Annotated in this window: 11 protein-coding genes; 8 read left to right on the top strand and 3 right to left on the bottom strand. The window is 66.1% G+C overall.

Annotated elements, in window-relative coordinates; all coding sequences use genetic code 11:
• Positions 1-29: 29 nt before the first annotated feature.
• Positions 30-2,117 (bottom strand): hypothetical protein, encoded by a 2,088-nt coding sequence (locus MRBLMI13_RS01135; RefSeq protein WP_367821029.1) that lies wholly within the window; start codon positions 2,115-2,117, stop codon positions 30-32.
• 104 nt (positions 2,118-2,221) lie between these two features.
• On the opposite strand from MRBLMI13_RS01135, the gene rfbA reads away from it, so the two are divergent.
• The 8 genes from rfbA to MRBLMI13_RS01175 all read left to right on the top strand — a co-directional run bounded on the left by rfbA (position 2,222) and on the right by MRBLMI13_RS01175 (position 12,593).
• Positions 2,222-3,091 carry a glucose-1-phosphate thymidylyltransferase RfbA gene (gene rfbA, locus MRBLMI13_RS01140; protein ID WP_367821027.1) on the top strand — a complete coding sequence of 290 codons (870 nt, stop codon included), beginning with the start codon at positions 2,222-2,224 and terminating at the stop codon, positions 3,089-3,091.
• Positions 3,091-4,089 carry a dTDP-glucose 4,6-dehydratase gene (rfbB, locus tag MRBLMI13_RS01145; protein WP_367821025.1) on the top strand — a complete coding sequence of 333 codons (999 nt, stop codon included), beginning with the start codon at positions 3,091-3,093 and terminating at the stop codon, positions 4,087-4,089. Before rfbA ends, rfbB begins: the two co-directional genes overlap by 1 nt.
• 4 nt (positions 4,090-4,093) lie before the next feature.
• On the top strand, positions 4,094-5,509 hold the full coding sequence (locus tag MRBLMI13_RS01150) for a sugar nucleotide-binding protein (protein ID WP_367821023.1): 1,416 nt from the start codon (positions 4,094-4,096) through the stop codon (positions 5,507-5,509).
• Positions 5,506-7,650 carry an acyltransferase family protein gene (locus tag MRBLMI13_RS01155; RefSeq protein ID WP_367821021.1) on the top strand — a complete coding sequence of 715 codons (2,145 nt, stop codon included), beginning with the start codon at positions 5,506-5,508 and terminating at the stop codon, positions 7,648-7,650. Before MRBLMI13_RS01150 ends, MRBLMI13_RS01155 begins: the two co-directional genes overlap by 4 nt.
• A gap of 117 nt (positions 7,651-7,767) precedes the next feature.
• Positions 7,768-9,798 carry an acyltransferase family protein gene (locus tag MRBLMI13_RS01160; RefSeq protein ID WP_367821019.1) on the top strand — a complete coding sequence of 677 codons (2,031 nt, stop codon included), beginning with the start codon at positions 7,768-7,770 and terminating at the stop codon, positions 9,796-9,798.
• A gap of 92 nt (positions 9,799-9,890) precedes the next feature.
• Complete coding sequence (gene glf, locus MRBLMI13_RS01165; protein WP_042541949.1) at positions 9,891-11,027, top strand: UDP-galactopyranose mutase; 1,137 nt, start codon at positions 9,891-9,893, stop codon at positions 11,025-11,027.
• Between the two features lie 10 nt (positions 11,028-11,037).
• Complete coding sequence (locus tag MRBLMI13_RS01170) at positions 11,038-11,859, top strand: ABC transporter permease (RefSeq protein WP_367821016.1); 822 nt, start codon at positions 11,038-11,040, stop codon at positions 11,857-11,859.
• Complete coding sequence (locus MRBLMI13_RS01175) at positions 11,856-12,593, top strand: ABC transporter ATP-binding protein (protein ID WP_042541947.1); 738 nt, start codon at positions 11,856-11,858, stop codon at positions 12,591-12,593. Before MRBLMI13_RS01170 ends, MRBLMI13_RS01175 begins: the two co-directional genes overlap by 4 nt.
• Positions 12,594-12,618: 25 nt before the next feature.
• Here the strand turns inward: MRBLMI13_RS01175 and MRBLMI13_RS01180 are convergent, their stop codons facing one another.
• Positions 12,619-13,461, bottom strand: a complete 843-nt coding sequence (locus MRBLMI13_RS01180) for a cytidylyltransferase domain-containing protein (protein ID WP_367821014.1) — start codon at positions 13,459-13,461, stop codon at positions 12,619-12,621.
• Complete coding sequence (locus MRBLMI13_RS01185) at positions 13,347-14,471, bottom strand: DegT/DnrJ/EryC1/StrS family aminotransferase (RefSeq protein WP_367821012.1); 1,125 nt, start codon at positions 14,469-14,471, stop codon at positions 13,347-13,349. Before MRBLMI13_RS01185 ends, MRBLMI13_RS01180 begins: the two co-directional genes overlap by 115 nt.

The raw sequence follows: 14,471 nt of genomic DNA on the forward strand, positions 1-14,471 counted from the left end.
ATCGCCATCTCCGAATCCTGGAGCCGGACTCAAGGGATCGGCGTTCCGAACTGGTAGCTCGCGCGGTAGGCGGCGGGCAGCGCTTCTACCGACGGCCAGCGTGGTGCTGCCAGACGGATGAGGGTGGCTGAGGACTGCACGTGCCGCAGGACGCCCTTCTCGACGTAGTACGTCTCGGGAGTGCCGATCGTCACGAAGGTGCCGTCTGCGAGAAGCGGAGCACCCACGCCGAAACCGCCGCGGGTGTCTGCGGTCCACGTGAGGAAATACAGGGGGCGGCCTCCGTTGGCCTCGCTCAGCCGTTGCTGGCTGCGCACGTGTCGGAGCTGAGTGCCCTGGATGAGATAGACGGGGTCGGCGCCGGCGGCTTTTGCGAACACGGCCTCGCTGATGGTGCGTCCGGTCTTGGGGATGCGAGTGCAGAGGGAATCGGGAAGAGCTGTCACGGTCGCTCCAGCCGTCGCCTTCTGGATTCGAGTGAGACCACCACCATCGACGGCGTACTGAGAACCGGCGCAGGACACGAAGGCCGAGAACTTCGCATTCATGGGCTTGTTCTTCGCGAGGGTCCCGCTGGGCACTATCCCCGCGTCCTTGATCCCGGCGTCACGCGCGAGGCCCCAGGCAGGTAGATGGATGATCTCGGCGCCGGTGCCGGCGACGTAGACATCAGGCGAGCCGTTCTCGCGCACCGTCATGCCAGCCGGCAGGATCGCGAGGCCCACAGGGATCGCATTCGCGTTGGCCGTCGGGATCGTCGCGACGTACGCGCGGTCCGCCGCGCTGAGCTGGGCCCAGGCGAACTGGTTCACCACATGCCGCTTGGTCGCGTTCTCCCAGCGGAAGTACCTGTCGTCGTTCTCCGCCTTGAAGTAGGCGCCCACCGGCGTCCCCGTCCGGAATCCGTCGACCAGAGTCGCGGGCAGCGAGGTGTATGCAGACATGCTGAAGCCGAGGCGCGTGACGTGATCTGCAGACGCGAAGTGGTGCTTCGAGCCGTCCGGTTCGACGAGGAACATGCCGCCGTTCCTGCTGTCGCGGATGAACCGGGTGGCGGTGCCGCCGTTCGGGATCGCGGCGACGGCGGCCGCGCTCTCGGTGCGATACCAGCCGAGGACCGCCATGTACGCCGCCAGGTCGGTGCTGTTGGTCACGTGCAACTTCTTCTGGTCGGCCACGAGATAGATCTCGTTGGCGTTGTTCGCCTTGATGAGGCGGATCGCCGGGACCTGCGTCGATCCGAACCAGTCAGTGAAGTACTGGTAGAAGTTGCGGTTGCCGTAGCTCGAGCAGCCGTCGCCCTTACCGTAGCCCGCCGCCAGTGACGCACGGTTCGGCTGGTACGGCGTGTAGTAGTAGAGCGCAGACGTGGCGACGTTCTCGATGTACACAGGGGCGCGGCCGCAGCTCGCGGTGGGGTGGTAGAGCACGTTCCACGTCTTGCCGGGGGCGTAGTACGTGAACCACCGGCCCTCCGCATAGATCTTCATCTGGCGTGCGGCGCCGTACACCTGATAGAAGAATCCCGCGTACGCGGGGTCGCACCCTGCGGTGTCCGGACAGCCCTGCCCCATCGCGATGCGGAAGCGTGTGGCGTCCGGATACACATGGGTGACGAGGCTCTGCTCCTTCTCCAGCATCGTGAGAAGGACCTGCGGGTTGATGCCGCAGGACTGCGCGACCTTGAAGATGATCGTCGACGCATACTCGCTGAGCCCCGCCGTGTACCCGTTGCAGTAAGCGTCGGGTGCCTTGTTCGGTGTGTGCTGCGAGTAGCTCTTCAGACACGCATAGCTCGAGCGGCACACCTTCACCTTGCTCTCGAGGAACGCGTTGATCTGTGCGACGTTCATCGTCGAGCTGTCGAAGAAGACGGCGTCCGAGATGATGTTCCCGGGGCGGAACTTCGAGAGGTCCGCCGTCTTGCGGATCGAGGTGTCCACGGGGGTCGCTGCCGCAGCCGATGACGTCAGCGCTGTCGCTGCGGCGGACAGACCGCCGGAGGATGAGGGCGAGACGGCGCTGGCCGGCGTCGCCACGAGCAGGGATGCGGCGAGGACGACAGCCGCTGCACTGGCGAGGAGGCCGAGCAGGTGGGGGGATTTTGAGCCGGTCACTTGCTCATTGTGACGGAAATGTACCCACGATGCCAGTGTGAACGATGTGACGCAAGTAAATCGTGTCTTTCTGAGTCCCAGCTGGGATGTGGCACGATATGGGGGTGAAAGGCATAATTCTCGCTGGCGGCTCAGGCACTCGACTGCACCCGATTACGATCGGCATATCCAAGCAGCTGATTCCTGTGTACGACAAGCCGATGGTCTACTACCCGCTGTCGACGCTGATGCTGGCGGGGATCCGGGACATCCTGATCATCACCACGCCCCACGACGCCGAACAGTTCGAGCGTCTGCTCGGTGACGGTTCGCAGTTCGGGGTGAATCTGACGTTCGCGCAGCAGCAGTCACCGGATGGTCTCGCACAGGCCTTCGTCATCGGCGCGGACTTCATCGGCGACGACAAGGTCGCCCTCGTGCTCGGCGACAACCTGCTCTACGGTCCGGGCCTCGGCACCCAGCTCAAGCGCTATACGGACGTCGAGGGCGGTGCGGTGTTCGCCTACTGGGTGGCAGAGCCCAACGCCTACGGCGTCGTCGAGTTCGATGCCGACGGTCGCGCCGTCTCCCTCGAGGAGAAGCCGGAGCACCCGAAGAGCAACTACGCCGTGCCCGGACTCTACTTCTACGACAACGACGTGGTCGAGATCGCCCGCAACCTGGAGCCGAGTGCTCGCGGCGAATACGAGATCACCGACATCAACCGCGCCTATCTCGAGCGCGGCGGACTGCAGGTCGAGGTGCTCCCTCGCGGAACGGCGTGGCTCGACACCGGGACCTTCGACCAGATGGCGGATGCCGGCGACTACGTGCGCACCATGGAGCGCCGCACCGGCCTGCGCATCGGCGTGCCGGAAGAGGTCGCCTGGCGTCAGGGTTTCCTCACCGACGACGACCTGCGTGAACGGGCCACGAAGCTCGTGAAGTCCGGCTACGGAACCTACCTGCTCGAGACCCTGGAAAGAGGTCGTTGATGTCGAACATCCTCGTCACCGGAGGCGCCGGTTTCATCGGCTCGAACTTCGTTCACTACGCGGTCGAGCACACCGACCACACGGTCACCGTCCTCGACGCACTGACCTACGCGGGCAACCGCGCTTCGCTCGCGGGGCTCCCCGAAGACCGTGTGCGGTTCGTGCACGGCGACATCACCGACGCCGAGCTCGTGGACGGGCTCACCGCCGAGGCGGATGCAGTGGTCCACTATGCGGCGGAGTCGCACAACGACAACTCGCTGCACAGCCCCCGTCCCTTCCTGGACACCAACATCATCGGCACGTACACGCTGCTCGAAGCGGCGCGCAGGCACGAGACGCGGTTCCACCACATCTCGACCGATGAGGTCTACGGCGACCTCGAGCTCGACGACCCCGAGCGGTTCACCGAACAGACCCCGTACAACCCGTCGTCGCCGTACTCATCGACCAAGGCCGGCAGTGATCTGCTCGTCCGCGCCTGGGTCCGCTCGTTCGGTGTGCAGGCGACGATCTCGAACTGCTCGAACAACTACGGGCCGTATCAGCACGTCGAGAAGTTCATCCCGCGTCAGATCACCAACGTGATCCGCGGCATCCGGCCCAAGCTCTACGGGGCGGGTGAGAACGTCAGGGACTGGATCCACGCGAACGACCACTCGTCTGCGGTTCTGACGATCCTCGAGAAGGGGCAGATCGGCGAGACGTATCTGATCGGCGCTGACGGCGAGCGGAACAACAAAGACGTCGTCGAGCTGATCCTCGAGGAGATGGGCCAGCCGCGAGACGCGTACGACCACGTCACGGATCGGGCCGGTCACGACCTGCGGTACGCGATCGACTCCACGAAGCTCCGAACGGAGCTGGGCTGGAAGCCGGAGTTCGCCGACTTCGAGTCCGGGCTTGCGGCGACCATCGAGTGGTACCGCGACAACGAGTCGTGGTGGGCCCCTTCCAAGGATCAGACCGAGGCGTTCTACGCCTCCAAGGGACAGTGACCCGATGAGCGAGATCGACTTCGGCAAGCCCCTGAGCCGCACCGAGACGACGATTCCGGGACTGGAGATCTTCGATCTGCCGGTCCACGGCGATTCTCGAGGGTGGTTCAAGGAGAACTGGCAGCGCGAGAAGATGACCGCGCTCGGCCTCGCCGATTTCGGCCCGGTCCAGAACAACGTCTCCTTCAACGATGCCGTCGGGACGACTCGCGGCATCCACGCCGAGCCGTGGGACAAGTGGGTGTCGATCGCGACCGGCCGTATCTTCGGCGCCTGGGTCGACCTGCGCGAAGGCCCGACGTTCGGCGCCGTCTTCACCGCCGAGCTCGATCCCTCCAAGGCCATCTTCGTGCCACGAGGTGTCGGCAACTCGTACCAGACCCTCGAGCCCGATACGGCCTACACGTATCTCGTGAACGACCATTGGTCGCCGGACGCGTCCTATTCGTTCCTGAACCTCGCAGACGAGACCGCCGCGATCGAGTGGCCCATCCCGCTTGCGGATGCCGAGGTGTCTGCGAAGGATCTCGCGCACCCGCGCCTCGCAGATGTGGAACCGGTCGCTCCGCGGAAGACTCTCGTGATCGGCTCGGCAGGACAGCTGGGAACAGCGCTGCGGGCCGAGTTCGACGGCGTGCAGAGCGTCGAATGGACGACGCGTGACGATTTCGATCTCGGGTCGACGACGCTGGCAGAGGCGCGCCGCTGGCGCGACTACGACACGATCATCAACGCGGCCGCATACACGGCCGTCGATCGCGCGGAGACGCCAGACGGCAGGCGCGACGCCTGGGCGGTCAACGCCGCAGGGCCGGCCGCCCTGGCTCGCATCGCCGCAGCGCACGGAATCACGCTCGTGCATGTGTCGAGCGACTACGTGTTCGACGGATCTGCCGATCGGGCGTACGCCGAGGACGACCTCGTGTGTCCTCTCGGCGTCTACGGCCAGACCAAGGCCGCCGGTGATCTCGCGGTCTCGACGGCCCCTCGTCACTACATCGTCCGCACCTCCTGGGTGATCGGCAGCGGGAACAACTTCGTCCGCACCATGGCCTCGCTGGCAGAGAAGGGCGTGGACCCGAAGGTCGTCGACGACCAGCGCGGGCGCCTCACGTTCGCGACCGAGATCGCCCGCCTCATCCGCACTCTGGTCGAGACTCGTCCGTCGTTCGGCGTCTACAACCTGACTTCCGAGGGCGAGGTCGTCACCTGGGCCGACGTCGCCCGCCGTGTGTTCGAGCTCGCCGGGCATGATCCGGCACGGGTCACGGGTGTCTCGACGGATCAGTACTTCGCCTCCGCGACGTCGCCTGTCGCCCCGCGCCCGCTGAACAGCGTGCTCGATCTGACGCGAGTGCACGGCATCGGCTTCACCCCTCGCACGGGAGACGATCTTCTTCGGGAGTATCTCTCGCCGTGAGCGCGTCGTCGCGGACTGCGGATCCGCCCGTCGCGGTCCCGCAGGCGCGGGTCTTCCGCACCGACATCCAGGCGCTTCGCGCCGTGGCCATCGGCTTGGTCGTGCTCAACCACCTCTGGCCGGTTCGCCTCCCTGGCGGCTACGTCGGTGTCGACGTCTTCTTCGTGATCTCCGGCTTCCTCATCACAGGACACCTCGTGGGGGAGATGCGGCGGACCGGGGGAGTGCGACTCGGGGCGTTCTACGCGCGACGGATCAGGCGACTGCTCCCGGCCGCGCTTCTCGTACTCGCAGTGTCGCTCGTGCTCATGGTCGTGCTGCTTCCCTACCCTCGGTGGGAGCGGGGCGCCTGGGAGGTCGCGGCGAGTGCGGGGTACGTCGAGAACTGGTTCCTGGCATCGATGTCGGTCAACTACTCCGCGATCAACGATGCGGCGAGCGTCGTCCAGCACTATTGGTCGCTGTCGGTCGAGGAGCAGTTCTACATCGTCTGGCCGTTGCTGCTGTTGGCAGCGCTCGCCGTGTCCCGGCGGACCGCGGCCCCGGCCACGAGGCGAGGAACAAGGGCGAGGACCGCCAACGCCATGGTCGCGGTCGTGGCCGGGGTGGGACTGCTCTCCTTCGCCGCCAGCGTGGTCTACACGACCGTCGCGCCATCCCAGGCGTATTTCGCGACTTTCACGCGTGGGTGGGAGTTCGCCGTCGGCGGGGCGATCGCGATCTTCGGAAGCCGGATACCGCTCGGACGTGCGGCCGCTGAGATCGTCAGTCTGCTCGGGTTCGCCCTCATCGTCTTCGCCGCTCTCGTCTACGATCACACGACTGCTTTTCCCGGGTACACCGCGCTCGTGCCCGTGCTCGGCACCGCGGCGGTGATCCTCGCCGGAGGTGGGTTCGCATCTCTGTGGCACGCGAAGGTGACGGCTCTGCGTCCCGTGCAGTGGGTCGGCGGGATCTCGTACTCTCTGTATCTGTGGCATTGGCCGCTCATCGTCGTCGCGCCGTTCGTGATCGGGGGCGAGGCGACCACGCTCTCCAAGCTCGCGGTGCTGGCGACCGCACTCGTTCTGGCGGCGCTGACGAAGCGGTTCGTCGAGGACGCGGGCCAGACATGGGGGTACTGGCGTGGCTCCTCGCGCCGGGCGTTCGGGCTCATGGTCACCGGGATGATCATCATCGCGGCTCTCGTGGCCGGCGTGCTCGCGTCGTACAACGGGCAGGTCGAGGGCGACCGCCCGCCCGACGATGTCATTGCATCGACCTGCGAAGGGCCTTCGGCGCTCGCACCGGGGGCCGAGTGCGCCGACCCGTTCGGGGCTGCGGACTACTCGGTGATGACGGAGAAGAATGAGTACTTCTACACCCCTGCCGAGTGCGGCGACTTCCTGCCGATCCTCACCTACGGAGATCTGAAGACCACACACGAGTGCGACTTCTCGCGTGGCGTGCAGGATCCGACCCGGGTCTGGCTGGTCGGAGACTCGCACGCACAGCAGTGGCAGGGAGCCGTGTTCGACATCGCCGAGAAGAACGGCTGGATCGTCTACACGAGCTACTACGGGGGATGCCCGGTGGCCGACGTCGAGTTCACCGGATTCCGCAGCGAGTGGGGTGCCGCCGATGTCGAGAGGTGTCGCGAGTGGTCCCGCGATCTGGTCGAGACCATCATCGAAGACGACCCCGATCTCGTCATCACCGCGATGGCTTCGCGGCTTCAGCTGGTGGATGACGGGAGCGACAGGCCGCAGATCGATCAGATGTCGCAAGGGCTGTCGGCGTACTGGGCGCGCTGGAACGAAGCGGGCATCAAGGTGCTCGCGATCGCGGATCCGCCGTTCAACGGCGAGGTCAGAAGCCCTGACTGCGTTCTCCTCAACACCGACGAGCCGCAGTCGTGTGCGCGACCGCGCGCTGTGGCGCACCCCGCCGACCCGATCGTCGCCGCCGGTGCAGCAGCCGGATCGGCGTCGATCAGCGTGCTGGATCTGACGGACCGCTTCTGCGACGCGACCTCGTGCTATGCCGTGGTGGGCGGTATCCCCGTCTACTACGACGCGGATCACCTCAACCTCGAGTACGTCAGGCTGCTCGGACCCGAGATCGACGCAGCGACCGAGCGGTTGCTGGCGGAGAGCGGATAGGCTGAAATCGGCAGACGGTCGACCCGAGACGACTGCGGCGACACCCACCCGCCGATGCGCCCACTCTTCATGAACCCGACGCGACCGATATGGCTTCGGCCTCCCGAGGCTGACTACGTGCGCCCTGCGACATACCGCGCGGACATCGACGGTCTCCGTGCGCTCGCGATCCTGCTCGTCGTGGCCTACCACGTGTGGCTGGGTCGCGTCTCGGGCGGAGTCGACGTCTTCCTGATGGTGTCGGCGTTCTTCCTCACCGCGTCGTTCGTGCGGCGGGTAGAGACCCGGCGCCCGCTCGCACTCGTGTCGTTCTGGCTGCGCCGCTTCCGACGGCTGCTGCCCGCAGCCGCCGTGACGATCGTCGGTGTGCTCGGCGTCGCTCTCGCGGCGTATCCGCAGACCGAGTGGCCGCGCGTCTGGCGCGAGGCCTGGTCGAGCCTCTTCTACGTCGAGAACTGGACGCTGGCGCTGTCGGAGGTCGACTACTACGCGCGCGAGTCCGTCACGCCCAGTCCGTTCCAGCACTTCTGGTCGCTCTCGGTCCAAGGGCAGGTCTTCATCCTCTGGCCCCTGATCATCGCGGCGGTGTGGGTCGTGCTCCGCAGGCGGCGGCGCATGATCGTCCCCGCCTTGACGGTCGTGTTCGGCGCCATCTTCATCGCCTCACTCGGGTTCTCGGTCGTCGAGACGATGCGGGCCCAGTCGTTCGCCTACTTCGACACGCGGACGCGACTGTGGGAGTTCGCGGCCGGCTCGCTCGTCGCACTCGCTCTTCCCTACGTCCGTGTCCGTCCGGCGATCGGTGCGATCCTCGGATGGATCGGCATCGTCGGCATCGTGATGTGCGGAATCGTGCTCGACGTGCAGGGCGGATTCCCCGGGTATCTCGCTCTGTGGCCGGTGATCTGCACGGCGCTCGTCATCGTCGCCGGGCGTGACCGCCCGCGAGGCGGCCCTGCGATGATCCTCGAGTCAGCGCCGTTGCGCTACGTCTCACGCGACGCCTATGCGCTCTATCTCGTGCACTGGCCCGTGCTCGTGACGTGGATGATGCTGACCGGCCGCAGCGAGCCGGGATGGCTCGCCGGCGTCGGAATCGTCCTCGTGTCCTTCCTGCTCGCGAGACTCGTGTCGATGCTGGTCGAGAGGCCGGTTCGAGACTCCGCCGTCCTCGATCGCTCGCATCGGCTCGGTGCGCTCGTTCTCGCCGCGTCCGTTCTCGCCGTCGCCGCACCGCTCACCGCGTGGCAGCTCACGATCGAGCAGCGTGAGGCAGCGCTGGTGACCGACGAGACAGACGGATACCCGGGGGCTGCGCAGATCGATACGCCGATCGACCTCTCTGGCCAAGATCTACCGCTGATCCCGCTGGCGACGGCGCTCGATGAGGAGTGGGTGGATCTGAAGGGCAGCTGCGCGGGCGAGCTCGAGCCTCTGACGCCGGCGCTGCAGGGCAGCTGCGTTCAGACCGCGAATGCAGGGGCGTCGGATGCATGGCGGGTGCTCGTGATGGGGGACTCGCACGCCCAGCAGCTCATGTCGCCGCTCACGGTCGTCGCCGACGAGCAGGGGTGGGGCGTCGTCGCCCTGTTGAAGGGGGGATGCGCGATCGGCATCGGTGCACCGATCCGGTCCGATGCCGCACCTCCGTGCGAGGAGTGGCGCGCCGCTGCGATCGAGTACGCGACGAGGGTGCAGCCCGATGCTGTGTACCTCGTCGTGACTCGGGCTGATCCCGCGTCTCCCGAGGTGCTCGTGGAGGGAATCCGAGAGATCGCCGACGAGCTCACCGCGCACGGGATTCAGGTGATCGCCGTGCGTGACAATCCGCGCTTCGACTTCGACATGTACCAGTGCGCGCTGGAGGAGTCGGAGATCGCTCCCGGCGCTGATGCAGCATCGTGCGACGTTCCCGAGCCCGGGTTCGCCGTGGGGGAGGACCTCGACGATCTCGCGGCGGCCGAGGGGATCACCGCTGTGGATTTCCGGCCCTGGCTCTGCCCCGAGGGCGTGTGTCGAGGATCCATCGGCAACATCGCCGTGTACATCGACGACAATCACATCTCCGACTCATACGGGCGCACTCTCGCTCCGATGCTGCGGGAGATGCTGGGGGTCGGGGAGCCCCGCGGTGCCGAGTCGCGCTGACAGGTTGCTCTGAGTCCGCTGCCGGTAGAGTTGTCTGCTGTGTGCCGCGCGATGCCGTGCGGATCTGAGCCTCGTGGGCAGAAAGCAGCAACATGGATCTTCTTGTCGTCGGGTCGGGCTTCTTCGGCCTCACCATCGCAGAACGTGCCGCCAACGCCGGCCGCAAGGTCACGGTCATCGACCGGCGCCACCACATCGGCGGGAACGCCTACAGTGAGGCGGAGCCTGAGACGGGCATCGAGGTCCATCGCTACGGCGCCCACCTCTTCCACACCTCGAACGCCACGGTGTGGGAGTACGTGAACCGCTTCACGAGCTTCACGAACTACGTGCATCGGGTCTACACGACGCACAAGGGAACGGTCTTCCCGATGCCGGTGAACCTCGGCACGATCAACCAGTTCTTCCAGTCGGCCTACACGCCCGACCAGGCGCGGGCCCTCGTGCGCGAGCAGGCGGGGGAGTTCGACGTCAAGACGGCCGCCAACTTCGAAGAGAAGGGCATCGCCCTCGTCGGGCGGCCGCTGTTCGAGGCGTTCTTCAGGGACTACACCGCCAAGCAGTGGCAGACCGACCCGCAGAAGCTCTCGGGCGACATCATCAGCCGGCTCCCCGTGCGCTACACCTACGACAACCGCTACTTCAACGACACGTGGGAGGGCCTGCCGACAGACGGCTACACCGCGTGGATCGAGCGGATGGCCGATCACCCCAACATCGAGGTGAAGCTGAACGTCGACTACTTCGACGAGAGTCAGCCGCTGAACAAGAAGGCGACGGTCGGACAGCTGCCCATCATCTACACGGGCCCCGTGGACCGCTACTTCGACTACACGGCGGGCGCCCTCAGCTGGCGCACGCTCGACTTCGAGCAGGAGGTGCTGAACATCGGCGACTTCCAGGGCACCAGCGTCATGAACTACCCGGACATGGACGTGCCCTACACGCGCATCCACGAGTTCAAGCACTTTCACCCGGAGCGCAAGGACGTCTACGAATCCGACAAGACCGTCATCATGCGCGAGTTCTCTCGTTTCGCGAACCGCGAGGACGAGCCGTACTACCCCGTGAACACCCCGACGGACCGCGACGGCCTGCTCGCATACCGTGAGCTCGCGAAGGGGGAGCGGGACGTGCACTTCGGCGGACGCCTCGGCACCTATCAGTACCTCGACATGCACATGGCCATCGGCTCGGCGCTGTCGCTGTGGAACAACTCGCTCTCGTAGACTCGGCACTGTGAGTCACACTGCTGCCGGGGCCCCCGGAACGCCCCGGCGCTATCTCCATTCCCTGTGGCTTTTGTCAGCCAGGGACCTGAAGGTGCGGTACTCGACGAGCCTGCTCGGCTACCTGTGGTCGGTGCTCGATCCGCTCGTGATGAGCGTGATCTACTGGTTCGTCTTCACACAGATTTTCAACCGCGACGTCGGTGAGGACCCGTACATCGTGTTCCTCATCAGCGCCCTGCTGCCCTGGGTGTGGTTCAACACGTCGGTCACGGACTTCACGCGCGCGTTCAAGAAGGACGCGAGGCTGGTGCGTTCCACCGCGATCCCTCGCTCGATCTGGGTGAACCGCATCGTGTTGAGCAAGGGCATCGAGTTCCTGTTCTCGCTCCCGGTGCTCGCGGCATTCGTGATCATCAACCTGCTGGTGGAACAGGATCCGGCGCACACGGTCCAGGTGGGCTGGGGAATCCTGTGGGTGCCGGTCGCGGTGTTTCTGCAGGCCGTCCTGCTCGTGGGCCTGGGGCTCCTCATCGCTCCGCTCTGCGTCCTGTTCGTCGATCTGGAGCGCACGACCGCGCTGATCCTGCGCGCCATGTTCTACGCGACTCCGATCATCTACAACGTTACGGATCTTCCTGGCATCTTTCAGACTCTCGGTGCGTTCAATCCACTCGCCGGGATCTTCATGCTGTACCGGATGCCGTTCTTCCCCGACCAGTGGAACCTCTTCACGCTGCTCGTCAGCGTGGGGATGACCCTCGTCATTCTGGCGCTCGGCGTATGGACGTTCCGGTCGCTCGAGCGCACCGTGCTGAAGGAGTTGGGATGACCGTCGCGATCGAGGCCAGCGGGCTGGGCGTCCGCTTCCGCCGCAACCGCCGTGGGCGTCAGAACTTCAAAGACCTGTTCGCCCCTGCGGCGCGGCGGTCGCGCTCCGGAGAGTTCTGGGCGTTGCGCGACGTCTCGTTCACGGTGCAGCAGGGGGAGTCGATCGGCGTCGTCGGGCGCAACGGCCAGGGCAAGTCCACTCTGCTCCGCCTCGTCGCGAAGGTGCTGCTCCCCGATGAGGGGTCGGTGAAGGTGAAGGGCGGAGTCGCTCCGCTGATCGAGATCACCGGCGGGTTCGTCGGCGACCTGACCGTACGCGAGAACGTCGCGTTGATGGCCGGACTGCACGGAATGCCTCGGGACGCGGTCGCAGAGCGCTACGACGGCATGATCGCCTTCGCAGAGCTGGCGGGCTTCGAGGACACCCCGTACAAGCACCTGTCGAACGGTATGAAGGTCCGACTGGCTTTCTCGGTGGTGTCGCAGCTCGACGAGCCGATCCTGCTCGTCGACGAGGTGCTCGCGGTCGGAGACAAGGCGTTCCGCGACAAGTGCTACAAGCGGATCGACGAGCTCCTCGCCGAGGGGCGAACGCTCTTCTTCGTCAGCCACAGCGAGCGCGACCTCCGCCGCTTCTGCACCCGCGGTCTCTACCTCGACAAGGGCGGGCTTGTTCTCGACGGTCCGATCGCAGACGTCCTCGACAGGTACAACGCCGACTACAACCGCGGCTGACGCGGGCGGCCGGCCGTCCTCTCGGTCATTCGCCGAGTTTCTTCTGCTCCACGTGTGAGTTGATCGCGGCGAGCTCCGGATGAGAGTCGAGGACGGCCACGATCTCGGAGACGTCCAGCCCGGCAGCGCCGTGGTCCTCGATGAGCGCCCGGATGACGGTGAGGTCCTCCGGAGTGTCCAGGGTCACCCGATAGTGCGAGGCATCGACCTGCTGGGTGATCGAGTGGATGCTCGAACGGGGCGATCGTCCTGTGTAGAGGTACGGGGTGACGTGTTCGCGCTCGGCCGGCTCGGTGGCGTTCCTGTCGGCCTCGGCGAGGGCGGACGCAGCGAAGACCTCGAAGTCGAACCCGCGCGGGTACGTCCGTTCGAGGACGTTGGAGACGTGGGCGTGAGGATTATCCAGCTCGACGAACCGGCGGACGCCATCGGAGATCAACGCGGCATCGATCAGAGGGCAGTCCGACGTCACTCTGACGACGACATCGAGCCCTGCGGAGGAGGCCGCCCCCGCGAACCTGCTCAGGACGTCACCCTCGCTGCCGCGGAAGACCTCGATCCCTCGCCGATGCCCCAGATCCGCGAGAGGGTCGTCAGCGGCGTTCGTCGTCGTGGCGAGGACGACGGGCAGATCGGCGCTGCTGAGCCTGTCGATGTGGTGATCGAGCATCGAGCGGCCGCCAGCCGGGATCAGCACTTTTCCCGGAAGGCGACTGCTGGTCATCCGCGCCTGGGTGATGATCCCGATGCGTGTCAATGCAGAGCCCTGACGAGCGACTCGACGACCTGGTCGACCTGGTCGTCGGTCAGTTCCGGGTGGATGGGGAGCGAGAGCTCCTCGGCGTAGAACGCTTCGGCATTGGGGCACATGCCGCGGCGGTAGCCGGCATCCGCATAGACGGGGTGCCAGTACACGGGCATGTAGTTGACCTGCACACCGATGCCGTCTGCACGCATCCGGTCGAAGACCTCTCGACGGCGCTGATCGAGGATGCGCACCGGGTAGAGATGCCGGATCAGTTCGACGTCGTCGCGCTGGATCGGCGTGCGAACCCCGTCGATGCCCGCAAGGGCCGCGTCGTAGCGACGAGTGATCTCGGCGCGTCGCCGTCTGAACGTGTCGAGCCGTGCCAGCTGGGAGAGGCCGAGTGCGCAGGCGATGTCGTCGAGGCGGTAGTTGAAGCCGAACTCGTGCACCTCCTGATGCCAGGCGCCTTCGGTCGTCACCGCGAAGCGGTCCGCGTCGCGCACGAGCCCGATGAAATGGAACTCGTGCGCGCGCTGTGCGATCAGCGGATCTTTGGCGACGAGGGCGCCGCCCTCGCCGGTCGTGAGGTTCTTGGTGGGGAAGAACGAGAAGGTCGTCAGATCTGCGAGATCACCGACCGGTCGGCCCTTGTACGTGCTGCCGATCGAATGCGCGGCGTCATCGAGGACGAGCGCGTCGACCCGTGCGGCCGCAGCGGAGAGCCGGTCGTAGTCCGCAGGATGGCCCGCGTAGTCGACGGCGGCGATCACCTTGGTGCGCTCATCGATGAGCGCGTCGACCGCATCCGGGTCGATCAGCGCCGTGTCTTCCTCGACATCGGCGAAGACGATGTTCGCACCGAGGACCGACGCCATCGCCGTCGTGGCGATGAAGGTCATGGGCGTCGAGATCACGGTGTCACCGCGGGTGACCCCTGCGGCACCGTACGCCATGTGGAGCGCTGCCGTGCCCGAGGTCGCGGTGATCGCCCGGTGCCCTCCGGCGACCTCGCCGAGTCGCGCCTCGAAGGCGCCGACCGCCGGACCCGTCGTGAGCCAGTCGCCGCGGAGCACGTCGACGACGGCCTGGATGTCGTCCTCGGAGATCGACTGACGTCCGTACGGCAGCAC

The sequence above is a fragment of the Microbacterium sp. LMI13-1-1.1 genome (genome assembly GCF_040815625.1).
Taxonomy (GTDB): domain Bacteria; phylum Actinomycetota; class Actinomycetes; order Actinomycetales; family Microbacteriaceae; genus Microbacterium; species Microbacterium forte.

What these genes read in the sequence shown, in the direction of transcription:
- rfbB (WP_367821025.1), top strand. Translation starts at nt 3,091, where the DNA reads ATGTCGAACATCCTCGTCACCGGAGGCGCCGGTTTCATCGGCTCGAAC.
- MRBLMI13_RS01150 (WP_367821023.1), top strand. Translation starts at nt 4,094, where the DNA reads ATGAGCGAGATCGACTTCGGCAAGCCCCTGAGCCGCACCGAGACGACG.
- glf (WP_042541949.1), top strand. Translation starts at nt 9,891, where the DNA reads ATGGATCTTCTTGTCGTCGGGTCGGGCTTCTTCGGCCTCACCATCGCA.
- MRBLMI13_RS01175 (WP_042541947.1), top strand. Translation starts at nt 11,856, where the DNA reads ATGACCGTCGCGATCGAGGCCAGCGGGCTGGGCGTCCGCTTCCGCCGC.